Genomic DNA, 21,921 nt, shown 5'->3' on the forward strand with positions numbered 1-21,921 from the left:
CTGGCGGGTATTCCCGTCTTTGCTCGCGCTATTGGGGGTCTCCGCCGCATCAGATAATCTCGTCACCGAATTAAAATTGCGGCACAGCAACAGTGCCGCCCACCAAGGATCCTCCATGCTGAACGAACGCGAAATCGAAAGCTGCTACCTCGGGCAATTCATCCCGGTCCATTATCACCACAACATGCTGATGGACCAGAACCGCATGAATGCGTTCCAGGCGGCGATCGGCCACGCGGTGCGTCCGGGCATGAAAGTGCTGGAACTCGGCGGCGGCACCGGCGTGCTCTCGTATTTCGCGGCCCAGCAGGCCGACAAGGTGTACTGCGTCGAGTTCAACCCGGACCTGGTGAAGGAAGCGCGCCGCTTCCTGGCGATGAACCCGAACGGCCACAAGGTCGAGGTGATCCATGCCGACGCCTTCGACTACCTGCCTCCCGAGCCGGTCGACGTCGTCATCTGCGAAATGATCCACGTCGCCATGCTGCGTGAAAAGCAGGTGGCCGTCATCGAAGCCTTCAAGGAGCGCTACCTGGCCCGCTTTGGCGGCCCGCTGCCGATCTTCATGCCGGAGGCGGTGGTGATGGCGGTGCAGCCGCTGCAGCAGGACTATGCCTTCCACGGCTACTACGCGCCGATCGTCCAGTTCCAGGACACCACGGTGGCCTATCCCGGCACGGTCGAGCTGGCCCAGCCGGCCGTGTACAGCGTGCTCGACTTCGCCGCACTGGTCGACAGCCTGATCGCCTGGCGCGGCAGTTTTACCGTCGAGCAGGACGGCACGCTGAACGCCCTGCGCTTCGTGACCAAGAACGTGCTGTCGATCGTGCAGGAACGCGGCGCCACCATCGACTGGCTGAACCACTACATGACGCTGCCGCTGGCGAAAGCACTGGACGTCGTCGCCGGCGACGTCGTCGAGGTGTCGTTCCAGTACCGCGCCGGCGGTTCGATCCCGAGCCTGCAGGCATCGATCCGCGCGACGCTGGCCTTCGACGAGGTCGAGGCCATGCCGGCGGTCTCCATGCGTACCGTCGAATTCGCCTGACGTCGGGCGGGCCGGGCCACGAATGGCATGCCCGCCCGACGGAATGCTGGTTCATCGCACATTTGCGCAGCTTGGCCGCCCCAGCCTGCCATTCGTCGCATTCCATCCGCCGCCCGACTGCGCCCGCCGTACACTCGCTCCACACCTTCCACTGGAGCATACGATGTTCGGTTTCCTGCTGTGGCTCTTACTCCTGTTCCTGTGCTGGCCGCTCGCGCTGCTGGCGCTCGTGCTGTATCCCATTGTCTGGCTGGTCTTGCTGCCGCTGCGCCTGTTGGGGATCGGCGTCGAGGCCGTCTTCAGCCTGCTGCGCGCGATCGTGATGCTGCCGGCCCGCGTGCTGGGGCTGTCGCCGGGGCGCTAGCCCAGCACGGCGCCCTGTCCAGCAGAGTGTGGGGCAATTAACAGACGCGCGCGGCGTGATCGCCTACTGTGGAGTCGTTCGCTTTCATCCGAAAGCGCGCTTTTTTCACTGTAAGGAAACGATTATGCGCCTGGACATTTACCGCAGAGCCGAAAGCGACGGCAAGTTATCCTACTTGGCCGTGCCGGAAACCCGCAACATCCCCGAAGAAGCCACCAACACCGATTGGGAAGTGGAGGCGAAAGCCTTCGAGATCGACGACGACGCCGATCAGTTGCCCGACTACGAGATCGACAACCTGGCTGGCCAGCTTGCCGAAAAAGGTTACGCGATCACGGCGCTTCATTAAGCGTCAGCCGCTCGCCGTCGCCCATTTGCGGTTGCGCGCGGCGTGAGCGTGCAAGCTTCGGCATGCACGCGACAGGCAATGCCGTTTTCACCGGGTCCCCGACGGGTACCTGGTGGATATGCTATTCTTGCGCCCTGTTCAAGTTGACGCCGGCCGCAGAGGCCGGGCTGGGGGAAAGATGAAGTGGGCGTTGGTTGGTTTTTATTTCCTCGCGGTTCTTCACATCCACTTCCGCGGCAAGGTGCGCCTGCCGTTCGGACGCCAGTTGTTCGACCATTCGTCGTTCATGGCGCCGATCAACTTCTTCATGCACCTGTTCTCGCGGGTGCCGAGTACGCCCTACATTCCCGTGCGCGATTTTGCCGAACTGGCGCCGTTGCAGGCGAACTGGCAAATCATCCGCGCCGAAGCGGAAAACCTGCTGGCGCTGAAAAAGATCAAGGCGGCCGAGCAGAACGACGACGCCGGCTTCAATTCCTTCTTCAAGACCGGCTGGAAGCGCTTCTACCTGAAGTGGTACGATGCCAGCCACCCGTCGGCGGAACGCCTGTGTCCGCAAACCCATGCGCTGCTGCAAGCGATCCCGACGGTCAAGGCGGCGATGTTCGCCGAACTGCCGCCCGGCGCCAAGCTCAATCCGCACCGCGACCCGTTCGCCGGCTCGATGCGCTATCACCTCGGCCTGGCCACGCCCAACGACGACCGCTGCTTCATCGAAGTCGACGGCCAGCGCCATAGCTGGCGCGACGGCGAAGGCGTGATCTTCGACGAAACTTATATTCACTGGGCGATCAACGGCAGCGACAGTGACCGCATCATCCTGTTCTGCGACATCGAGCGGCCGATGCGTTACCGCTGGATGTCGGCGATCAACCGCTGGCTCGGCCGCACCATGATGACGGCCGCCAGCTCGCCCAACGAAACCGGCGACCAGACCGGCCTGGTAAGCAAGCTGTTCCGCATCTCGCACGTGATGGGCCAATACCGGCGCCGCTACAAAGCCTGGAACAAGACCGCCTATAAAGTCACCAAGGTGGCGCTGATCGTCGCGCTGGCGGCCTTCGTCTACTGGATCTAATGCGGCCGCGGCCGTCAGGCGCCGGCTCTGCGCTCAGTTAGCGCTCATTTACCTGTACACCAGCACCGGAATCGCACCGTGCACCAGCACCTTCTGCGTTTCGCTTCCCAACAGCAGTCCACCCAGGCCGCGCCGGCCGTGCGAGGCCATGACGATCAGGTCGCAGCCGCGCTCGCGCGCGGTACGCAGGATCGCTTCGTGCGGATCGTCCGAGCGCACCAGCACGGTTGCGCATTCGACGCCGAGCGAGCGTGCCGCGTCGGACACGGTCGCCAGGTACTTGCCGGCGCGCGTTTCACTGGCGGCCAGGTATTCGTCCTCGGTACTTTCGATCATGGCGGCGTCGGCCGTGAAGGTCTTGAAGTCGGGCAGCGCGGTCATGCCGATGACCTGCGCACCAATCTCTTTGGCAAAACTCACGCCCGCGAGCACGGCGCGCGAGGACAGTTCGGATCCGTCGGTCGGTAACAGGATGCGTTTGAACATGATGGCTCCTCCGTCAAGGGGATCGCTGCGCGTGGATGCGCATGCGGAACCAGTCTGACGGCCGACCCGAGGGCGTGGTTGATCAGGCTCAAACGTGCCGAATGGCCTTTTCAGAGCATTGCGGCGAGACTTAGAAGTAGAAATTCACCAGCGCGCCGACGTGGTCGCCCTTGACGGTCGCGTTGAAAGTCTTGTCCTTGAACTTGTCGTTTACGTAGCGCAGCTTGAAGCCGAGGCGGGGCGAGTACAGGTATTCGATTTCGGCGACCGGGCTGGTCGTGTCCTTGAATTCGTAGTCGCCGATGTCGGCCACGCCGCTGGTGCGCAGCGCGGTCGCGGTGACGTAGCGCAGGCCGCCGCCGACGCGCACCTTGTCGTTCACGTGGTAGTAGCCGAGCAGTTCGAGCGGCACGCGTTCGAAGCGGATGTCGCCGTTGCTGCCGGCGGCGTTGTCGACGTGGTAGCCGACCGTGGCCTGGACCGAGAACTGCGGATTGACGCGGTAATCCAGGCCGGCCAGCAGGGTCACGGTGCCGCCGCCGTCGATGTCGACCTTGTCGCCGTCGGTGTACTGTGCCGTGATGAGTTTTTCGCCGCCGTAGGTGATGCCTGCGCCGACGACGAAACGCAGCGGTTTGGTGGCGATGTCCTCGACCGGGACCCAGGTCTGGGCCTGGGCGGCGCCCAGCGACGCGAGGGCGAGGGCGAATGCAAGTGCGATTTTTTTCATGTCGTTTATCAGTGGAGTGATCGTTCAGGGACTGCGCGAATCCGCGTCGTCAACCATGATAAAGAGGCAATTGCTCACATGCAACAAAACAACCAACATTTGTTGTTGTTTTGAAACATATGTTTGGTGCGGTATGGAGGGGAGGCGCTGCGGACGCGGCAAGCCGCGCCCGCAGGCAATACGAAATAAAACTTAGCGAATCAACTTAGCGAATCAACTTAGCGAATCAACTTAACGAATCAACTTAAAACACGCGCTGCAGCCAACCGTGCTTGTCCTCGCCGCGGCCGTTCTGGATGTCCAGCAGCGTGGTTTTCAGGCGCGTGGTGACGGGGCCGGCTTCGCCGTTGCCGATGGTCGCCTCGAAGCCGCTGCCCTTGACCTTGCCGATCGGGGTCACTACCGCCGCCGTGCCGCAGGCAAAGGCTTCGGTGAGGCGGCCGCTGGCGGCGTCCGCTTTCCACTGGTCGATCGAGTACGGCTCTTCGCGCACGGTGATGCCGGCGTCGCGCGCCAGCACGATCAGCGAATCGCGGGTGATGCCCGGCAGGATGGTGCCGGTCAGCGGCGGGGTCTGGATCGAACCGTCTTCGAACACGAAGAAGATGTTCATGCCGCCCAGTTCCTCGACCCATTTGCGCTCGACCGCATCCAGGAACACGACCTGGTCGCAGCCTTCGCGCGTGGCTTCGGCTTGCGCGGCCAGGCTGGCGGCGTAGTTGCCGCCGCACTTGGCGTCGCCGGTGCCGCCGGGCGCGGCGCGGATGTAGTTCTCGGACACCCACAGCGTGATGCCGGCGCTGCCGCCCTTGAAGTAGTTGCCGGCAGGCGAAGCGAAGATGCAGAACAGGTATTCGCTGGCCGGACGCACGCCGAGCGCGGCTTCGGTGGCGATCATGAACGGGCGCAGGTAGAGCGCGGCGCCTTCGGATTGCGGAATCCAGTCGCGGTCTTCGCTGACGATCGCGTGCACGGCTTCCAGGAACAGCTCTTCCGGCAGCGGCGCCATCGCCAGGCGGGTGGCCGACTTCTGGAAGCGGCGTGCGTTGGCTTCCGGACGGAACAGGGCGGCGCCGCCGTCCGGCAGCGGGTAAGCCTTCAGGCCTTCGAAGATTTCCTGGGCATAGTGCAGCACCATCGTCGACGGATCGAGCGGCAGCATGCCGCGTGCCTCGACCTTGCCGTCGTGCCAGCCACGGCCTTCGGTGTAGCGGATGGTGACCATGTGGTCGCTGAACGCGCGGCCGAAGCCGGGGTTCTCGAGCAGCGCGGTGCGCTCGGGGGTGGGAAGGGGCATCAGGCTTTTCTGGATCGACAGGGTCGATGGACCAACTTTGTTCATACAGTCTCCGTAAAACTTGCGCGACAGTGCGGTAGTGCGTCGTCAGGCGGTATTATCGATCAATCACAGCATTTTCGCTGCGAGAAATTCGTCGGGGCGCGCCATCCGATTGCGTGCCGGGCTCATTTGAGGGAGAAAACGTGCTTCGTTTGATCGATGCCGGCCTGGCGCCGGTACTGCCGCGCATGGGTCCAGGCTTCATCCTGCGCGTCCTTTCCAAGCGAACGCGCGCGGTGCTGGCCGGTCCGGTCGCGCCGCTGACCTCGCGCTTCACGCTGCCGCGGCTGGACCTCGCCCACGTCGCACGCTACCGCGCGGCGCTGGGGTTCACAGCGGACGCGGTGCCGCTCACCTACTGGTACCTGCCGGTCCAGCGCGCGCACATGGCGACCTTGTTATCAAGTGCGTTTCCTTACCGGCTGGCAGGCATCGTCCACGTCGAGAACGCATTGATCGCCCACGTATCTGCGCCTGCCGCGGCGCCGATCGTGCTTGCCACCCGCATCGACGTCCTGCCGCCCAGTGCCTCGGGCGCCGTCTACTGCGCGCTCGAGACCGTGGGGAGCGCCGGCGGCGAACGCATCTTCACCTGCACCAGCAAATACCTCGCCGTGCGCGGCGCCCGGTCGGGCCAGCCGAAGGGGCAGCGCCCGGCCGCCGCCGCCGGGGCCGTCATCGACAGCTGGACGCTGGGGCCGTCGAGCGGGCGCGATTACGCGCGCGTTTCCGGCGACTGGAACCCGATCCACCTGACGCGCTGGAGCGCGCGCCTGATGGGACTGCCGGCACCGATCATCCACGGCATGCACTCGGTCGCCAGGACCTGCGCCGCGCTCGACGCCAGGGCGGGGCGGCAGGTTGCGGCGCTCTCAGTGCGCTTCACGGCGCCGGTGCCGCTGGGCGAGGCCGTCGTGTTGAAGGAGGGTGACGCAGCGGACAGTTATGTCCTGTTCTGTGCCGGCGTGCCGGCAGCCTCGGGCACGTTCGCATTCGGCGCGGGCTGAAAAAAAGCGTTGTCTGTAAAGACCGGCAAAGCCCCGTACAATCGTTGTGCAGGACAACCTTGTCCCAACCCCGACCCGGAACCAGCATGAACGACCACCACGGAAGACCCGTCCACGAACTCTCGATGACGGTCCTGATGACCCCCGACATGGCCAATTTTTCCGGCAATGTCCACGGCGGCACCATCCTCAAATTCCTCGACAGCGTGGCCTACGCCTGCGCCAGCCGCTATTCGGGTTCATACGTCGTGACCCTGTCGGTCGACCAGGTGATGTTCCTGCAGCCGATCCACGTCGGCGAACTGGTGACTTTCCTGGCGTCGGTGAACTACACCGGCACCAGCTCGATGGAAATCGGCATCCGCGTCGTCACCGAAAACATCCAGCAGCGCACCCAGCGCCACGCCAACAGCTGCTACTTCACGATGGTGGCCGTGGACGCCAACCGCAAGCCGCAGCCCGTGCCGACGCTGGTGCCCGAGACCGAGGAACAGAAGCGGCGCTTCGAGAAAGCGGAGGAGCGCAAGCGCTCGCGCCAGGCGCTGCATGGGAAGAAGCGGTAGGATTGTCCCGCTGGCGGCATTCTGTTTTCCGCCCTGGCCAACTGGTGCAAAGCCGCATGCCCCGTTAGAGTAAGGGCATTCGCCCACGTACCGAGGACCCACTATGCCCACCTCCCGACTCCCCGTCTTTTTCCTCTCCCACGGCGGCGGCCCGTGGCCGTGGATCGAACAGATGCGCGGCATGTACGCACGCACGGCGCGCGAATTCGCCGCGCTGCCGGGGCGCCTGCCATCGAAACCGGCAGCGATCCTGGTCGTGTCCGGCCATTGGGAAGCGAACGAATTCACGGTCGCGACCGCGGCGCGGCCACCGATGGAATACGATTACTACGGTTTCCCCGAGCACACCTACCACATCCGCTATCCGGCGCCGGGCGCACCGGAACTGGCGCTGCGCGTGCGCGCGCTGCTGGCAGGTGCCGGCGTCAACGTCGCCGAGGATGCACGGCGCGGCTTCGACCATGGCGTTTTCGTGCCGCTGAGCCTGATGTATCCGGATGCCGACGTCCCCATCCTGATGCTGTCGATGAAATCAAACTACGATCCGGCCGAGCACCTGCGCCTGGGCCGGGCGCTGGCGCCGCTGCGCGACCAAGGCGTGCTGATCGTCGGCAGCGGGCTGACCTACCATAACATGCGCGGTTTCGGCCGCGACGAGTCGACGCCGGCGGCCGAAGCGTTCGAGGCCTGGTTGAATTGCGCCATTGCCGAGCCGGACGCCGGCGCGCGCAACGCGCTGCTGGCCGACTGGGAACAGGCCCCCGCCGCACGCCTGGCCCATCCGCGCGAAGACCACCTGGTGCCGCTGATGGTGGTGGCCGGCGCGGCCGGCGACGACCCGGGCCGGGCGCTGTTCGTCGACCACGTGATGAAGGTGCCGATGGCGTCCTACGAATTCGGCGCGACCTGAATCAGTCGAGGTTCTCGTGGTGGTCGGCGACGCCGCGCTTCCAGTAGGCGGAAACGCGCATCGCTTCCTTGGCGAGTCCCCTTTCTTCGCCCAGCACGGTGCGCAGGCGGCGCATCGCCTGTGCCTCGCCGGCGGCCCAGACAAAACCTTCGCCGGGCGGCAGGGGCAGGGCGCGCACGGCGTCCACCAGGGCGTCGTCGCCGTCGACCCATTGCACGTTCGCCTGCACCGCGCCGCCAAAGGCGGCCCGGTCATCTTCCGGCGCAGCCGCGATCACGAAGACACGCGCGTTGGCCGGGAGTTCTTCCAGGCGCCGCCGCATCGCCGGCAACGCGCTGGCGTCGCCCGCCAGCAGGTGCCAGTCGTAGTCCATCGGAATGATCATCGAACCGCGCGGGCCGCCGATGACGGCAGTGTCGCCCACTTGCGCGCGGCGCGCCCAGTTGGCCGCGGCGCCGTCGCCGTGCAAGGCGAATTCGATCGTCAGTTCGCGTGCTTGTGCGTCGAAGCGGCGCGGCGTATAGTCGCGCCGCACCTGCTCGGAACCGCCGTCGTCGAACATGAATTTCACGTGGTCGTCGAAAGAAAGCGAGAGGAAGCCGGCCAGCGACTCGGCGTGGAAGGTGATCGCCACGAAGTGCGCGCCGAGCGGCGCGATGCGGCTGACGGTCACGTCACGGCGGTGCAGTTCGTGGCGTACGCGCTCGATGGTCCTGCGCTTGGATTGTTCCATCATGAATCCTGAAAATGGTTGATAATGTCTCCTATTATGAAAAAACACGTTGATAAAGTCAACCAAAATCACTCGGCAGTTCCAGCGAACTCCGCACAGGACGTGTTCGAGTCCATCCACGCGATCATGCACCTCTACCGCGCGCGCCAGCTACGCGCCCCGCTGGGTGCCGAAGCGGAGCTGACGCACATGGAAGGCAAGGTGCTCGGCTTCTTCGCGCGCAACCCGGGCGCCACGCTGAGCGACCTGGTGGCCCATTCGGGGCGCGACAAGGCCCAGCTGACGCGCCTGATCCGCGCGCTGCGCGACAAACAATTGCTGGAAGCGCAGCCGGACGAGACCGACCGCCGCAGCACGCGCCTGCGCCTCAGTCCCGGCGGAGAGGCAATCCATGGCGAGTGGCACCGCCATGGCGCCGGCGCGGCCGAACAGGCGCTGGCGGGCGTGCCCGAGGCCGAGCGCGCGCAGTTGCTCGCCCTGCTCGAACAGGTGCGCGGCAACCTCGATGCCAACAGCATCGATTGACAGCGCATTGACAACATTTCCCGCACGCCAGGTCAAATGCCGTTTCGCGCGCTTGATCTATAATGGATTCATGTACAAGACGACAACACAGCTGATCGCCGTTGCCTGGCTCGCCATCCTGGCGATCCTGTTCAACGCGCTCATGCCTGCCGTCTCGCATGCGCTCAGTTTTTCCCCGACCCCTGCACAGGTAGAAGTCTGTACCGCCATGGGCATGGAAATGATGGCGATGCCGGCGCTGCCGAACGGCGAGAACGGCGCGCCATCGGACAAGCTGCTGAAAAGCATGACGCATTGCGCCTACTGCGCTACCCATGCCGGCGCCTTTGGCCTGGCGCCGCCGGCGACCAGCGTGTTCGCCGTCCTCGGCGGCCACGACGACTTTCCTCCTCTCTACTACCAGGCCGCGCGCACGCTGTTCCCGTGGCTGCTGGCGCAATCGCGCGCTCCTCCTTTCCTGGCTTGACCGGTTTTGACCGGTTTTGACCATATGTCGCTCAGGCGGCATATGCGCTTCCGACCGCGTCTCCGCTCCTGCGGCTGACGCGTCGCGCACACGCTCGCCGACACCGCTGTCCCACCCGGACAGCGGCGACTGGACGCACCTGGCTCCCATGCAGGCGTCCACGTTCACGCCACAGGAAACATCATGAAGAAGAACATCGCATCACTCACGCTGACCACGCTTGCCACCGCCATGTCCGGCGCTTTTGCACAGGAAGCGCCAACGCCACGGAGCGACGCCATCGTGCCACAGGTAATCGTCACCGGCACCGCCGACAATGGCCGCCTGGGCCAGCGCAGCAGCACCGGCTCGAACCTCGGCCTGACGCGCCTGGAAACGCCGGCCAGCGTCGACGTCATCAGCCGCAAACAGCTCGAACAGCGCGGCGACACCGACCTGGTCGCGGCGATTACCCGCGCCGCCGGCATCAGCAGCCTGCCGCACCCGGGCAATGGCGGCTCCTCGCTCGCGTCGCGCGGCTTCACCGACACGGTTTCGGTGCTGCGCCTGTACGACGGCATGCGCCAGTACGGCGGCGCCGGGCTCACCTTTCCCTTCGATACCTGGGCGGTCGAGCGCATCGAAGTCTTGCGCGGCCCGGCTTCGGTGATTTATGGCGAGGGCGCCATCGGCGGCGTGGTCAACGTGGTGCCCAAGCAGCCGACGCGCGCTGCGGTGCAGAACGAGATGCAGGTGGCGGTCGGCACGCAAGGCACGCGCCGCCTGGCATTCGGCAGCGGCGGGGCGCTCGACGAGCGCTGGTCGTATCGCTTCGACGCCAGCGGCGAGCGCTCGGATGGCTGGGTCGACATGGGCGAGTTCAGCAACCGCGCGTTTTCCGGCGCGCTGCGCCTCGACGTGTCGCCCGAACTGAACTTCAAGCTGAGCGTCGCCCATGGACGCCAAGAGCCGATGCGCTATTTCGGCACGCCGCTGGTCGAGGGCCGCCAGCTGGAAGCGCTGCGGGAAAAGAATTACAACGTCCAGGACAGCACCATCGACTACAAGGACACCTGGGTCGACCTGCTGGCCAACTGGAAGCCGAACGCGAACACGACCGTGCGCAGCCGCCTGTACCACGTGAACAGCGACCGCCACTGGCGCAATGCCGAAGCCTACCTCTATAACCCGGCCACGCGCCTGGTCGACCGCTCGGACAATACCGAGATTTACCATGAGCAGAAACAGACCGGGAATACGACGGACGCCAGCTTCGAGGGCCGGTTGTTCGGCTTGAAGAACCGGGTCTCGGTCGGCTTCGACGTCAACGCCACCTCGTTCACCCATACCAACAACACCTATGTCGGGTCCTCGCCCTCGGTCGACCCGTTCAACCCGGTGCCCGGTTTCTTTGCGAGTGACGAACCGACCATTCCGCGCTACCGCGCCAGGGCGCGCCAATACGCGCTGTTCGCGGAAAACCGCCTGGAATTGAACGACCAGTGGTCGGTGCTGGGCGGGCTGCGCTACGATCACGCGAAGCTGGAGCGCCAGAACCTGGTGGCGGGCGTGCTGGCCTACGACAAGACCTTTACCGACGTCGGCTGGCGCCTCGGCACGGTCTACGACGTCACGCCGGGCCTGGCGGTCTACGGCCAGGTCTCGAAAGCGGCCGATCCGGTCGGCTCGCTGCTGTTCCTGTCGCCGGCCAACAGCCGCTTCGAGAACGCCACCGGGCGCCAGGTCGAGATCGGCGTCAAGCACAGCTTCTGGGGCAAGACCGGCGAGTGGACCCTGGCCGCCTACGACATTAACAAGGATAACCTGCTGACGCGCGATCCGGCCAACCCGGCGCAGAGCATCCAGGTCGGCCAGCGCTCTTCGCGCGGCATCGAGGGCACGCTCAACATGGCGCTGGCCGAAGCCTGGACGCTGGAAGCGAACGCCTCGCTGCTGCGTGCGCGCTTCGACGATTTTCAGGAGTCGCAAGGCGGCGTACTCGTCTCGCGCGCCGGCAATCTGCCGCCCGACGTGCCCAAGCGCCTGGCGAACGTCTGGCTCGGCTGGGACGCCACGCCGGCATGGACGCTCGGCGCCGGCCTGCGTTACGTGGGCACGCGCTTCGCCGACAATGCCAACACCTTGCGCATGGCCTCGTACACGACCACCGACCTGTCGCTGCGCTGGAAGGCGGCGCCGCGCACGACGCTGACCCTGCGCGGCTTCAACGTCTTCGACAAGCGCTATTTTGCGACCGCCTACTATACGCCGACCCAGTGGCTGGTGGGGCCCGACCGCCGCGTCGAGCTGGTGCTGGATCACCGGTTCTAAGCGGGAGGTACGCGCGTGAACTTCAAGCGCAATGTCTTGCTGGTCCATCGCTGGACTGGTGTGCTGATGTGCGTCCTGATGGCGCTCTGGTTCGCCAGCGGCATGGTGATGCTGTTCGTCGGCTATCCGAAGCTGACGCCGTGGGAGCGGCTGGGCAGCCTGCCGGCGCTGGCGCAAGCCGGCTGCTGCGTGAGTCCCGAGCGGGCGCTGGCGCACAGCCGCGCTCCGGGCGAAATCAAAGGGTTGGTGCTGACGTCGGTCCGCAACCATCCGGTATATGTCGTGACCGAAGCTGACGGCAAGCCGCTCGTGGTCGACGCAGTGACGGGTGCAGCGGGACCGCCGGTTGACGCTGCGGCCGCATTGGCGGGTGCACGCGCTTTCTTCCCCGGCGCCGCCGCGCGCTACGCCGGCCAGGTAATCGAGGACCGCTGGACCCATTCGCGCTCGCTCGAGCGCCACCGTCCCCTGCACGTGGTCGAGATGGGTGACGCTGCGGCCACCCGCCTGTACCTGTCGTCCAGCACCGGCCAGGTCGTGCTCGACGCGCCGCGCGGCCAGCAGTTATGGAATTACGTTGGCGCCTGGCTGCACTGGCTGTACATGTTCCGCAACCAGCCGGTCGACCCGGTCTGGAGCTGGACCGTGATCGCGCTGTCGGCGCTCGGCGTGGTGTCGTCGCTGACGGGCGTCCTCAACGGCATCTGGCGCTGGCGTTTTGCGGGCAGCTACAAGAACGGGGCCAAGACGCCGTTTCGCGAGGGCGTCATGCGCTGGCACCACCTGCTTGGACTGGTGTTCGGCACGATCCTGTTCGCGTGGATCCTGAGCGGGCTGATGTCGATGAACCCGGTCGGCGTGTTCGACGCCAAGGGTCAGCGGCCCGACCTGGCCGCCTTCGAGGGCGGGCAACCTGGAACCACCAGGCTCTCGATCGATGCGGCGCAGGCCGTGTCATTGCTGAAGGCGCAGGGATTCACGGCGAGCGAACTCGAATGGCGCGTGCTCGGCGGCCAGCCGGCGATCCTGGCGCGCGACGCGGGCAATCACACGCGCCTGGTGACGGCTTGGGAAAACGGTTTTGTGGTACGCGCACGCTGGACGGACGCCGCGCTGCTGGCCGCGGCGCAGCGCCTGCTGCCGGCGCCGATCGTGCAGCAGCAGGTGCTGGACCGCTACGACACCTATTACTACAAGCGCGCGCTGCAATCGATGTACGGCGCCGACGAGCGCCGCCTGCCGGCGCTGCGGCTGGTATATGGCGACGGCGGCGCCACCTGGGTCCACCTGGACCCGTACACCGGCGCGGTCGCGTCCAGCCTGGACCGCTCGCAGCGCACCGGCAGGTGGCTTTTCAACTTCCTGCACAGCTGGGATTTGCCGGCGATGCTGGATGCCGGCTGGCTGCGCGACGCGGTGCTGATCCTGCTCGGTGTCGGCGGCCTCGCGCTCTGCGCCACGGCGACCGTGCTCGGCGCGCGCCGGCTGCGCAGCTGGTGGAAGGCTCAGCGCGCGGCGGAAGCGGAAGCAGGGGCGGCGGCGGGCATGCTGCGCAGGTAAGCCAGCAGGTCGCCGACCTGCCTGGCATTGCTCATGCCCCAGAAGCGCATCCTGGTGCCGGGGACCACCTCGTCCGGCGAATCGATAAAGGCGGTCAGCGTCTTGTCGTTCCAGACGATGCCGGATCTGGCCATCGCCGTTGAATAGCGGAAGTCCGGCGTGCCGCCTGCGCGGCGGCCGAAGATGGCGTTCAGCTGCGGGCCGAAGCCGGCGCGTGCCGACGGGCCGACGCTGTGGCAGGAGCCGCAGCGCGAGGCGAACAGGCGCTGGCCGTTGGCGAGATCGGCGGCGCCGGCCAGCGACGGCGCCGCCAGCAGGGCAAGCAACAAGGCGCGCCGCCGTGCCTCGATCTTCATTGACTGGCCTGGTCCACCCGTGTCACGCGCGCGGCGCTGGTGTGGCCGCCGACCTGCAGAAAGTAGGCGCCCAGCAGCCCGCGCGAGACTTCGGCCTGCGGATTGTTCATGACCGGCAGGACGGCGTCGCCGTCGACCACGCGCCATACCTGGCCGTTGGCCAGCGTGATGCGGCTGCCGGGCGACCAGCCGCTGATGGTGCCGACCACCGTGCTGCGGATGCTGGCAGGGACTTCTTCTTTCTTCGGCGCGGGCGGACGCCTGCCAAAGTCCTGCACCGGCGAGCTGGCCGGGGCCGCCGCCGCGACAGGCGCCGCGGCTGGCATTGTGGCTGCGGCACCGGCCAGCGGCATCGCGTCGTAGCACACCAGGCGGCTGGCCGCATCCGGCAAGGCGCGGCACTTGAGGACCGCGGCATCGTCCGCCACTGCGGCGCCCGAGACTAACAACGACAACAGCATGCAGGCTTTCTTCATCCAGGCTCCCAATCAAGCGTGCCGCGGCAGGCGTGCGCGGCTGGGCCTCGCGGCTCGGCATATTATAGCGTCAGGCCGCCAGCGCCGGAGCGCTCTCCGGCACGCTGGCCGCATGCCGGTTCACCGCCGACAGCACCGCCTTGAACGAGGCGGTCACGATATTGCTGTCGATGCCGGCGCCGAACAGGGTCGGGCCATTCCCTACGCGCAGTTCGACGTAGCAGGCGGCGCGTGCATTCGCGCCGGAGCCGATCGCGTGTTCGTGGTAATCCATCAGGCGGATGTCGATGCCGAGCGCATTGACGAAGGCGTCGATCGGACCGTTGCCGGCGCCGCGCAGCGCGCGCTGCACCTGGCGCTCGAAGGCGGTGACCTCGACCTGGACGGGCTCGCCGGCGGCGGCCGTGTTTTCATTCATCTTGTGCGCCACATAGCGGTACGGCGTTTCCTGTTCCAGGTATTCGCGCACGAACAAGGCGTGGATATCGCTGGCGGCGATTTCGCGGCCGCTGCTGTCGGCCAGTTGCTGCACCACGCGCGAGAATTCGATCTGCAGGCGGCGCGGCAATTCGAGGCCATATTCCTGTTCGAGCAAATACGCCATGCCGCCCTTGCCGGACTGGCTGTTCACGCGGATCACGGCGTCGTAGCTGCGGCCCAGGTCGGCCGGGTCGATCGGCAAATACGGCACTTCCCACAGCGCGTCCGCTTCCTGGCGCGCGAAGCCCTTTTTGATCGCGTCCTGGTGCGAACCCGAAAATGCCGTGAACACCAGGTCGCCCGCATACGGATGACGCGGATGCACCGGCAACTGGTTGCACTCCTCGACCAGCTGGCGCACGCTGTCGATGTCGGAAAAATCCAGGCCCGGATGCACGCCTTGCGTGTACAGGTTCAGCGCCAGCGTCACCAAATCGACGTTGCCGGTGCGTTCGCCGTTACCGAACAGGCAGCCTTCGACGCGGTCGGCACCGGCCAGTACCGCCAGTTCGGCCGCCGCCACCGCCGTGCCGCGGTCGTTGTGCGGATGGACGCTGATGACGAGCGATTCGCGCCGCTCGAGGTGGCGGCACATCCATTCGATCTGGTCGGCGTAGACGTTGGGCGTGCTCGCTTCCACGGTCGAGGGCAGGTTGACGATCATCGGATTGCCTGGCGTCGGCTGCCATTCGGCGCTCACGGCGTCGACGATGCGCTTGGAGAAATCGAGTTCCGTGGTCGAGAACGATTCGGGCGAGTATTCCAGGCCCCATTGCGTCTGCGGGTGTTGCGCCACGAGTTCCTTGATCAGGCGCGTGCCGCTGACGGCGATGTCGACGATCTCGTCCTGGGTCATGCCGAACACGACGCGGCGGAACACGGGCGCGACCGAGTTGTAGATGTGGACGATGGCGCGCCTGGCGCCGGCTGCGGACTCCACCGTGCGCCGGATCAGTTCTTCGCGCGCCTGGGTCAGGACGATGATGGTGACGTCGTCGGGAATGCGGTTTTCCTCGACCAGCATGCGCACGAAATCGAAGTCGGTCTGCGAGGCCGACGGGAAGCCGACCTCGATCTCCTTGACGCCTACTTTGACGAGCATCTCGAAGAAGCGCAGCTTTTTCTCCGGACTCATCGGCTCGATCAGCGCCTGGTTACCGTCGCGCAGGTCGGTGCTCATCCAGATCGGCGGCCGGGTGATGGTGTTGTTCGGCCACTGGCGGTCGGCGATGTCGACGGCGGGGAAAGGACGGTATTTGGCGGATGGGTTGGTGATCATGTTCGTACTCCTGCTGTTAGTTTGCGGTGCCAGGTTTGGCGGGAGTGGCGAAAAGGCTGCCGGACGGGCCACGCGTCTCTAGGCCCGGCAACCGATCGGTAGTTTTAGCAGCAGACGAACGAATGCGCGCGCAGCGAGCGACAGGGTGAGAATCTGGGTGGAATTCCGGGAAGCGAACATCGGTACAACTCCTTCTTCTACTTACTTGAAACCGGCAGGGCCGGACGCGGGAAATCAGGCGCGTAGTAGTAGCGCCAGCGATAGGACGCCGGCGTGGTGCAGAAGGGTCGACAGATGCAGTTGGGTAGTCATTGACTTGACTCTAAGCGCGATGCCGGGAGGGTGTCAAGCGAAAATTGTGCGGCGCAACGCGGATGCACTCACGGCTGCTGCGGCTGGGTCAGGAACAGCCAGGCCACCGTGATGACAACGGTGCCGGTGGCCGTGACGCAGCTCCAGGTGAAGAACCAGGCCGAGAGCAGGGTGGCCTGCAGCGCCCGCTCGACCAGGCAGCCGAGGGCGAAGTCGAACACGGTGAGGAAGGACCAGCGGCGCAGGTAGACCGGCAGGTATTTGCTCATGCGCCGGTTGTGCTGGGTGGCCGCATGGCGCTCGACCGGCGTGCGCGCGCCGCCGGCGTCCATGAACAGCCAGTCGAAAAAGATGAAGCGGTAGAGCAGGGTGCGAAAGCGCAGTTCGCTGCCTTCGCCGGCCTGGTGCTCGGTGGTCATGCGGACTCCTGCGCCGTGCGGTGCGGCTAGTATGCCGCAAGCTGGTCGGGTGGCGGCGCGCGTCTTCATCCGTGCGGCGGTCGTGGGGCTGTTGCCTGTAAAGCTGTCGGTATGTTGAATCCGCATGGGCGGAGCCCATCCTACAGAATACGTTCCAGGCGAGTGCAGGCAAAACCCTTTCGCGGTGTTCGGGTTTCGCAAGAACTCGCCGGTAGCCTATCCCGTAGGATGGGCACTTGTGCCCATGCGGATCAAGCACACCGGTAACGGCGCACGCACCAGCGCCCATAACGTCACCGCCCCAAAGCAAGCCCGTCTGATCCTTGCTATGATTTCGCCTTTCGCCGCCAATTCTGTGAGGCGGCAGCACCGATAAAGAGGAATGCATGAAGAAGTCCGCAGTCGCCATCACCCTGCTCAGCGTCGTCATCAGCCAGGCAAACGCCCAGGAAGTCGTCAAGATCGGCCACTCCGCCGCCGTCACCGGCCCCGTCGCCTACTTCGGCAAGGACACCGAAAACGGCGCGCGCATGGCGATCGAAGCGCTGAACGCGCGCGGCGTCAGCGTCGCCGGCAAGAAGGTACGCTTCGAACTGGTGGCCGAGGACGATGGCGGCGATCCGAAGCAGGCGACCAACGTCGCCCAGAAGCTGGTCGACGCCCGCGTCAACGGCGTGGTCGGCCATGAGACCTCGGGCACGACGATTCCCGCCTCGAAAATCTACAATCAGGCCGGCATTCCGCAGATCTCGCCCTCGAGCACCAGCCCGAAATACACCCAGCAAGGTTTTAATACCGCCTTCCGCGTGGTCGCCAACGACGTCCAGCTGGGCCAGGCGCTGGGCCACTACGCGGTCAAGAACATGGGCGCCAAACGCGTGGCCGTGATCGACGACCGCACCGCCTACGGCCAGGGCCTGGCGGTCGAATTCGCCAAGGGCCTGCAACAGCAGGGCGCGCAGGTGGTGGCCAAGGAATTCACGCACGACAAGGCGACCGATTTCAACGCCATCCTCACCAAGATCCGCGCGACCAAGCCGGACCTGGTTTTCTTCGGCGGCATGAGCGCCGTCGCCGGCCCGATGCTGCGCCAGATGAAGCAGCTCGGTTTCAATGCGAAGATGATGGGCGGCGACGGCATCTGTTCGGACGAAATCCACAAGCTCGCCGGCGGCGCCATGGCGGACGGCCAGGTGTTCTGCGCCGAAGCGGGCGGGGTCGACGCCACCGGCCGCGCCGGCATGGACAAGTTCCGCGCCGACTACAAAAAGCGTTTCGGCATCGATGTCCAGATCAACGCGCCCTACGCTTACGACGCCGTGATGACGATGGCCGACGCCATGGTCAAGGCCGGCTCAACCGCGCCGGCGCGCTACCTGCCGGTGCTGGCGAAAACGCAGTACAAAGGCGTGACCGGCCCGATCGCCTTCGACGCACGCGGCGACATCCGCGACGGCACCATCACCTTGTACACCTTCAAGGGCGGCAAGCGCACGGTGCTGGCGGTCACCAAGTAATCACTTCTCCAGCGCTGCCAGCAGGGCCAGGCCGATCCTGGCCTGCTCGGACTGCGCCATGTCGGTATTGTTGAGCAGGACCACGGCGCGGCCATCCGCAGGTGCGTAGGCGAGCAGGGTTTTATGGCCGCCGCTGACGCCCGTCTCCCAGGCGAACAGGCGGGCGCCGACCTCCTTGATGCGCCCGCCCAGCGCATAGTCTTCCGGCGCATGCTGGACCGTCAGCAACTCCCTGCGCGACGCCGCGCTCAGCAGATCCGACCCGTAGACAGCGTCGGCGATTTTCACCAGGTCGCTCGCCGTGCTGTAGAGCGTGCCGCTGGCGGCCACCATCGGCGGCGCCGGCATCATCTTGCGGGTCGTTCCCGTGGCGTCGTAGGCAATCGCCATGCGCGCCATGGCGGCTGTCTGCGCATCGGCGAAGCCGGTGTCGCGCGCGCCGGCCGGTTCCAGCACCAGGCGCGTCACCGTGCGGGTAAACGCTTCGCCGGTCACGCGCTCGACGATGCCGGCGACGATCAGCCAGTTGGTGACCGAATAGTCGAACTTCGTGCCGGGCGCGAAGGTCAAGGGACCGTTGCCGAACCTGAGCGCGGCCTCGAGCGGCGCGATCGTCAGGCGCTCCGGGCTGCGGTCGCGCTTGATCGCCAGCGCCAGGCCATTCTCGATGCCGCTCGTGTTCGACAACAGGGTGCGCAGCGTGACGCCGGCGCTGGCGGCGGGCAGTTCCGGCAGCCATGCTGTGACTGGTGTGTCGAGGTCGAGCTGGCCCCCCTCGACCAGGCGCAGCACGGTCACTGCCGTGATCCATTTCGACACCGAACCGATCATGAAGCGCGTGTCCGCCGTCAGCGCGACGGGCGTCTCGAATTGGGCTTTGCCATAGGCTTGCACCAGTGGCGGCATGGCGCGGCCGGCACGCACCAGTACGACGCCGTTGTAGCCGGGAGCGAGATGGGCGTCCAGCATGCCAGGCGCCGGCGCCGGCGGCGGTGGTGGCGTCGCGGCGCAGGCGCACAGGGCGGACAGGGCGAGCAGCCCCAGCAGCGACAGGCAGCGCCTGCGGATCGAAACGGACGGCATCGGCTTCCTCGATTTATCTTTAACGCAATAGATTATCGTACATACATTATTGTTGTAACCCTATTTTTACGGTTGTGGCTGGTTTGCATCTTTTTCCATGGCGGGGCGCCGGATGTGCCGAAAGTGGAGCAACGGCGCTACACTGGCGAATTCGCATGCCGCCCGGGTAGGGCCGGCAAGCGGCCTGTTCCATAACACGCATGCGCACACGCCGGGGAGGGCAAGACAGGATGAGCACAAGGCAACAAGGCGCTCCACAGGAAACCGACCCGGGGGACGCCGGCAGTCCGGACCCGGTCCAGCTGCGGCGGCTGTGGACGCTGGTCGACAACCTGGACGCGTGTTTCTACGTGAAGGACCTGGACGGGCGCTACCTGTTCGCCAACAAGGCATTGGGGACGGTGTTCGGCTGCGATCCCGCGCATATTCTCCATCGGGACGATGCGCCGTTCGTCGACCTGTCAGCGTCGAGTATCGGCGCCACCGACCTGCACGTCCTGACGACGGGCGAAAAGATCGCCGCCGACGAACAGGTGTGCCTCACCAACGGCGAGTGCCGCATGTTCCGCAGCGTGAAGTTGCCGCTGTTCGACGAAGCGCGCCGCGTCGTCGGCCTGTGCGGCATCTCGACCGATATCACCGAGCAGCGCCGCGCCGTCGACGAACTCATCGAGCGCAACGACCTGCTCAACACCATCCTCGCCAACGTCGACGCCGCCATCTACCTGAAGGATGCGCAGGGGCGCTACCTGTACGCCAACGGCCCGGTGCTGGCCTTGTACGACCGCGACCTTGCCGGCCTGATCGGCCGCACCGACCGCGAACTGATGCCCGTCGAGGCGGCCACGCGCGTGGCCGCCTACGATGCCGAGGTGCTGGCCGGCGAGGGCGACGAGGTGCGCGACGAAACCATCGTCGGCGCCGACGGTGCCAAGCACCATTTCCGCTCGCGCAAGGTCAAGCTGCGCCTGCCCGGCCAGCCTACCTGCCTGATCGGCTTCTCGACCGAGATCACCGAGCTGCGCGGCCTGCGTACCCGGCTCGAGCAGGAACGCATCACCGATTCGCTCACCGGCCTGGCCAACCGCGTGATGTTCGAGTCGGCGCTCGAAGAGCAGCTCGTCATGGCCAGCCTGGGCGGTGTCCGGCTGGCGGTGGTGATCATCGACTTCGACGGGTTCAAGTACATCAACAACAACTTCGGCCAGGCCATCGGCGACCAGCTGATCCAGCTGGTCGGCCAGCGCCTGCAGCAGTGCAACGTCACGCTCGGCAGCCTGGCGCGCCTGTCGGGCGACGAATTCGCGTTCACGCTGCCGCAGGCGGAGACGGTGGAGGAGGTGGCGCACCAGGTCGAGCAGATCCGCGCCTACCTGGCGCAACCCTATCCGGTGCTGCGCCAGCCGCTGCACCTGACCTTCAGCGCCGGGGTCAGCCTGTCGCGCGGCAGCCTGCACGGCGCCGCCGAACTGCTCGGGCGCGCCGAAGCGGCGATGTACTCGGCCAAGGACAACGGGCGCGACCAGTACCGCTTCTATTCGCCCGAACTCGGCTCGACCGTGACCGCGCGCGTCGAACTCGAGCGCGATCTGCGCGCCGCCGTCGGCACCGGCGCGTTCGCCTTGCACTACCAGCCGAAAATGCGGCGCGACGGCGGCATCGCCGGCTTCGAGGCGCTGATCCGCTGGGACCGCCCCGGCGTCGGCCTGGTCGCGCCCGACAATTTCATCCCGCTGGCCGAACAGCTCGGCCTGCTGCTGCACCTGGGACGCTGGGTGATCGAGCAAGCCTGCCGCCAGATCGCCGCCTGGCGCGATGCCGGCCTCGGCACGATCCCGATCGCGGTCAACCTGTCGACCAGCCAGCTGACCAGCGCGGCGCTGCCCGACTACGTGTTCGACCTGATGCGCGAGCACGGCATCGAGCCCGGCTGCCTGGAAATGGAGTTGACCGAATCGATGATGATGTCCGACCCGGATCTCGCCATCGCCATCCTGCACCGCCTGCGCAGCGGCGGCGTGGCGCTTTCGATCGACGATTTCGGCACCGGCTTCTCGTCGATGTCCTACCTGCGCCAGCTGCCGGTGAATTACCTCAAGCTCGACCGCTCCTTCGTGCGCAACTGCGCCGTCGACCCCAAGGACGCTGACCTCTGCGCCGGCATCATGGCGCTCGCGCACAAGCTCGACATGCATGTGGTGGCCGAGGGCGTGGAAACGCTCGAGCAGCACCGCACGCTGGCGGAGTGCGACTGCGACCTGTTCCAGGGGTTTCTGTTCAGCCGGCCGATGTCGGCGGGGGCGGCGACGGAGTTTTTGCGCGGGGCGCACTAAAACCGTACACTTGTGCCCACGCGGTACGGTGGATGATTGGTGGATGCGACTGCAACACCCCCGACGCAGGCATCGCGGCTTGCGTTCGACGTTGCTGCCGGACTACGCCTGCGTCCGCGTGGGCACAAGTGCCCACCCTGTAAGAGCAAAGTAGTAATGTCCGGTTTGAGCAAAGTAGAAATGTCTGATTTTGCTCGA

The 21,921-nt window shown here is 65.9% G+C and carries 22 protein-coding genes; 13 read left to right on the forward strand and 9 right to left on the reverse strand.

Annotated features, from left to right (window positions below; translation table 11 throughout):
• Nucleotides 1-115: 115 nt before the first annotated feature.
• From IFT60_RS18480 to lpxO, 4 genes are all read left to right on the forward strand, one after another.
• A complete protein-coding gene (locus tag IFT60_RS18480) occupies nt 116-1,048 on the forward strand; it encodes a class I SAM-dependent methyltransferase (RefSeq protein WP_192054259.1) in 933 nt (310 codons plus the stop codon).
• Between the two features lie 163 nt (nt 1,049-1,211).
• Nucleotides 1,212-1,412, forward strand: a complete 201-nt coding sequence (locus tag IFT60_RS18485; RefSeq protein ID WP_192054261.1) for a hypothetical protein — start codon at nt 1,212-1,214, stop codon at nt 1,410-1,412.
• A 124-nt stretch (nt 1,413-1,536) separates the two neighbouring features.
• Nucleotides 1,537-1,761 (forward strand): DUF6139 family protein, encoded by a 225-nt coding sequence (locus tag IFT60_RS18490; RefSeq protein ID WP_192054263.1) that lies wholly within the window; start codon nt 1,537-1,539, stop codon nt 1,759-1,761.
• A gap of 178 nt (nt 1,762-1,939) precedes the next feature.
• Nucleotides 1,940-2,839: a lipid A hydroxylase LpxO gene (gene lpxO / locus IFT60_RS18495; RefSeq protein ID WP_192054265.1), complete on the forward strand. Its 900-nt coding sequence runs from the start codon at nt 1,940-1,942 to the stop codon at nt 2,837-2,839.
• A gap of 48 nt (nt 2,840-2,887) precedes the next feature.
• Here the strand turns inward: lpxO and IFT60_RS18500 are convergent, their stop codons facing one another.
• The 3 genes from IFT60_RS18500 to IFT60_RS18510 all read right to left on the reverse strand — a co-directional run bounded on the left by IFT60_RS18500 (nt 2,888) and on the right by IFT60_RS18510 (nt 5,397).
• On the reverse strand, nt 2,888-3,325 hold the full coding sequence (locus IFT60_RS18500; protein WP_192054267.1) for a universal stress protein: 438 nt from the start codon (nt 3,323-3,325) through the stop codon (nt 2,888-2,890).
• Between the two features lie 130 nt (nt 3,326-3,455).
• Nucleotides 3,456-4,055, reverse strand: a complete 600-nt coding sequence (locus IFT60_RS18505) for an outer membrane beta-barrel protein (protein ID WP_192054269.1) — start codon at nt 4,053-4,055, stop codon at nt 3,456-3,458.
• A 244-nt stretch (nt 4,056-4,299) separates the two neighbouring features.
• A complete protein-coding gene (locus IFT60_RS18510; protein ID WP_192054271.1) occupies nt 4,300-5,397 on the reverse strand; it encodes a branched-chain amino acid aminotransferase in 1,098 nt (365 codons plus the stop codon).
• A 140-nt stretch (nt 5,398-5,537) separates the two neighbouring features.
• Between IFT60_RS18510 and IFT60_RS18515 the strand changes: the two genes are divergently transcribed.
• The 3 genes from IFT60_RS18515 to IFT60_RS18525 all read left to right on the forward strand — a co-directional run bounded on the left by IFT60_RS18515 (nt 5,538) and on the right by IFT60_RS18525 (nt 7,874).
• On the forward strand, nt 5,538-6,401 hold the full coding sequence (locus tag IFT60_RS18515) for a MaoC/PaaZ C-terminal domain-containing protein (protein ID WP_192054273.1): 864 nt from the start codon (nt 5,538-5,540) through the stop codon (nt 6,399-6,401).
• Between the two features lie 86 nt (nt 6,402-6,487).
• Nucleotides 6,488-6,964 (forward strand): acyl-CoA thioesterase, encoded by a 477-nt coding sequence (locus IFT60_RS18520; RefSeq protein WP_192054275.1) that lies wholly within the window; start codon nt 6,488-6,490, stop codon nt 6,962-6,964.
• A 103-nt stretch (nt 6,965-7,067) separates the two neighbouring features.
• Entirely contained in the window at nt 7,068-7,874 is an 807-nt protein-coding gene (locus IFT60_RS18525; RefSeq protein ID WP_192054277.1) for a DODA-type extradiol aromatic ring-opening family dioxygenase, read from the forward strand.
• A gap of 1 nt (nt 7,875) precedes the next feature.
• On the opposite strand, the gene IFT60_RS18530 is transcribed toward IFT60_RS18525, so the two are convergent.
• Complete coding sequence (locus tag IFT60_RS18530) at nt 7,876-8,607, reverse strand: siderophore-interacting protein (RefSeq protein WP_192054279.1); 732 nt, start codon at nt 8,605-8,607, stop codon at nt 7,876-7,878.
• Between the two features lie 102 nt (nt 8,608-8,709).
• Here IFT60_RS18530 and IFT60_RS18535 point away from each other — a divergent pair, with 102 nt between their 5' ends.
• From IFT60_RS18535 to IFT60_RS18550, 4 genes are all read left to right on the forward strand, one after another.
• Complete coding sequence (locus IFT60_RS18535) at nt 8,710-9,132, forward strand: MarR family winged helix-turn-helix transcriptional regulator (RefSeq protein WP_374001165.1); 423 nt, start codon at nt 8,710-8,712, stop codon at nt 9,130-9,132.
• A gap of 70 nt (nt 9,133-9,202) precedes the next feature.
• Nucleotides 9,203-9,598, forward strand: a complete 396-nt coding sequence (locus tag IFT60_RS18540; protein WP_192054283.1) for a DUF2946 domain-containing protein — start codon at nt 9,203-9,205, stop codon at nt 9,596-9,598.
• 183 nt (nt 9,599-9,781) lie between these two features.
• Nucleotides 9,782-11,908, forward strand: a complete 2,127-nt coding sequence (locus IFT60_RS18545) for a TonB-dependent receptor (RefSeq protein WP_192054285.1) — start codon at nt 9,782-9,784, stop codon at nt 11,906-11,908.
• A 15-nt stretch (nt 11,909-11,923) separates the two neighbouring features.
• Nucleotides 11,924-13,468: a PepSY domain-containing protein gene (locus IFT60_RS18550; protein WP_192054287.1), complete on the forward strand. Its 1,545-nt coding sequence runs from the start codon at nt 11,924-11,926 to the stop codon at nt 13,466-13,468.
• Here IFT60_RS18550 and IFT60_RS18555 read toward each other — a convergent pair.
• The 4 genes from IFT60_RS18555 to IFT60_RS18570 all read right to left on the reverse strand — a co-directional run bounded on the left by IFT60_RS18555 (nt 13,414) and on the right by IFT60_RS18570 (nt 16,790).
• Nucleotides 13,414-13,824, reverse strand: a complete 411-nt coding sequence (locus IFT60_RS18555) for a c-type cytochrome (protein ID WP_192054289.1) — start codon at nt 13,822-13,824, stop codon at nt 13,414-13,416. The two genes, IFT60_RS18550 and IFT60_RS18555, sit on opposite strands and share 55 nt — an antisense overlap.
• A complete protein-coding gene (locus IFT60_RS18560) occupies nt 13,821-14,300 on the reverse strand; it encodes a hypothetical protein (protein ID WP_192054291.1) in 480 nt (159 codons plus the stop codon). Before IFT60_RS18560 ends, IFT60_RS18555 begins: the two co-directional genes overlap by 4 nt.
• 70 nt (nt 14,301-14,370) lie before the next feature.
• Complete coding sequence (leuA, locus tag IFT60_RS18565; RefSeq protein WP_192054293.1) at nt 14,371-16,059, reverse strand: 2-isopropylmalate synthase; 1,689 nt, start codon at nt 16,057-16,059, stop codon at nt 14,371-14,373.
• Between the two features lie 380 nt (nt 16,060-16,439).
• On the reverse strand, nt 16,440-16,790 hold the full coding sequence (locus IFT60_RS18570) for a hypothetical protein (RefSeq protein WP_192054295.1): 351 nt from the start codon (nt 16,788-16,790) through the stop codon (nt 16,440-16,442).
• Between the two features lie 386 nt (nt 16,791-17,176).
• Here IFT60_RS18570 and IFT60_RS18575 point away from each other — a divergent pair, with 386 nt between their 5' ends.
• Nucleotides 17,177-18,307 carry a branched-chain amino acid ABC transporter substrate-binding protein gene (locus IFT60_RS18575; protein WP_192054297.1) on the forward strand — a complete coding sequence of 377 codons (1,131 nt, stop codon included), beginning with the start codon at nt 17,177-17,179 and terminating at the stop codon, nt 18,305-18,307.
• On the opposite strand, the gene IFT60_RS18580 is transcribed toward IFT60_RS18575, so the two are convergent.
• Nucleotides 18,308-19,390 (reverse strand): serine hydrolase domain-containing protein, encoded by a 1,083-nt coding sequence (locus IFT60_RS18580; RefSeq protein WP_192054299.1) that lies wholly within the window; start codon nt 19,388-19,390, stop codon nt 18,308-18,310.
• Nucleotides 19,391-19,620: 230 nt separating this feature from the next.
• Between IFT60_RS18580 and IFT60_RS18585 the strand changes: the two genes are divergently transcribed.
• A complete protein-coding gene (locus IFT60_RS18585) occupies nt 19,621-21,723 on the forward strand; it encodes a putative bifunctional diguanylate cyclase/phosphodiesterase (protein ID WP_192054301.1) in 2,103 nt (700 codons plus the stop codon).
• Nucleotides 21,724-21,921: the final 198 nt, after the last annotated feature.

It is taken from the genome of Massilia sp. CFBP 13721 (genome assembly GCF_014842025.1).
Lineage (GTDB): Bacteria > Pseudomonadota > Gammaproteobacteria > Burkholderiales > Burkholderiaceae_D > Telluria.

Bases quoted from the DNA above. Each gene is read 5' to 3' on its own strand.
- IFT60_RS18480 (WP_192054259.1), top strand. From the start codon at position 116: ATGCTGAACGAACGCGAAATCGAAAGCTGCTACCTCGGGCAATTCATC.
- IFT60_RS18485 (WP_192054261.1), top strand. From the start codon at position 1,212: ATGTTCGGTTTCCTGCTGTGGCTCTTACTCCTGTTCCTGTGCTGGCCG.
- IFT60_RS18490 (WP_192054263.1), top strand. From the start codon at position 1,537: ATGCGCCTGGACATTTACCGCAGAGCCGAAAGCGACGGCAAGTTATCC.
- lpxO (WP_192054265.1), top strand. From the start codon at position 1,940: ATGAAGTGGGCGTTGGTTGGTTTTTATTTCCTCGCGGTTCTTCACATC.
- IFT60_RS18500 (WP_192054267.1), bottom strand. From the start codon at position 3,325: ATGTTCAAACGCATCCTGTTACCGACCGACGGATCCGAACTGTCCTCG.
- IFT60_RS18505 (WP_192054269.1), bottom strand. From the start codon at position 4,055: ATGAAAAAAATCGCACTTGCATTCGCCCTCGCCCTCGCGTCGCTGGGC.
- IFT60_RS18510 (WP_192054271.1), bottom strand. From the start codon at position 5,397: ATGAACAAAGTTGGTCCATCGACCCTGTCGATCCAGAAAAGCCTGATG.
- IFT60_RS18520 (WP_192054275.1), top strand. From the start codon at position 6,488: ATGAACGACCACCACGGAAGACCCGTCCACGAACTCTCGATGACGGTC.
- IFT60_RS18525 (WP_192054277.1), top strand. From the start codon at position 7,068: ATGCCCACCTCCCGACTCCCCGTCTTTTTCCTCTCCCACGGCGGCGGC.
- IFT60_RS18530 (WP_192054279.1), bottom strand. From the start codon at position 8,607: ATGGAACAATCCAAGCGCAGGACCATCGAGCGCGTACGCCACGAACTG.
- IFT60_RS18540 (WP_192054283.1), top strand. From the start codon at position 9,203: ATGTACAAGACGACAACACAGCTGATCGCCGTTGCCTGGCTCGCCATC.
- IFT60_RS18545 (WP_192054285.1), top strand. From the start codon at position 9,782: ATGAAGAAGAACATCGCATCACTCACGCTGACCACGCTTGCCACCGCC.
- IFT60_RS18555 (WP_192054289.1), bottom strand. From the start codon at position 13,824: ATGAAGATCGAGGCACGGCGGCGCGCCTTGTTGCTTGCCCTGCTGGCG.
- IFT60_RS18560 (WP_192054291.1), bottom strand. From the start codon at position 14,300: ATGAAGAAAGCCTGCATGCTGTTGTCGTTGTTAGTCTCGGGCGCCGCA.
- leuA (WP_192054293.1), bottom strand. From the start codon at position 16,059: ATGATCACCAACCCATCCGCCAAATACCGTCCTTTCCCCGCCGTCGAC.
- IFT60_RS18570 (WP_192054295.1), bottom strand. From the start codon at position 16,790: ATGACCACCGAGCACCAGGCCGGCGAAGGCAGCGAACTGCGCTTTCGC.
- IFT60_RS18575 (WP_192054297.1), top strand. From the start codon at position 17,177: ATGAAGAAGTCCGCAGTCGCCATCACCCTGCTCAGCGTCGTCATCAGC.
- IFT60_RS18580 (WP_192054299.1), bottom strand. From the start codon at position 19,390: ATGCCGTCCGTTTCGATCCGCAGGCGCTGCCTGTCGCTGCTGGGGCTG.
- IFT60_RS18585 (WP_192054301.1), top strand. From the start codon at position 19,621: ATGAGCACAAGGCAACAAGGCGCTCCACAGGAAACCGACCCGGGGGAC.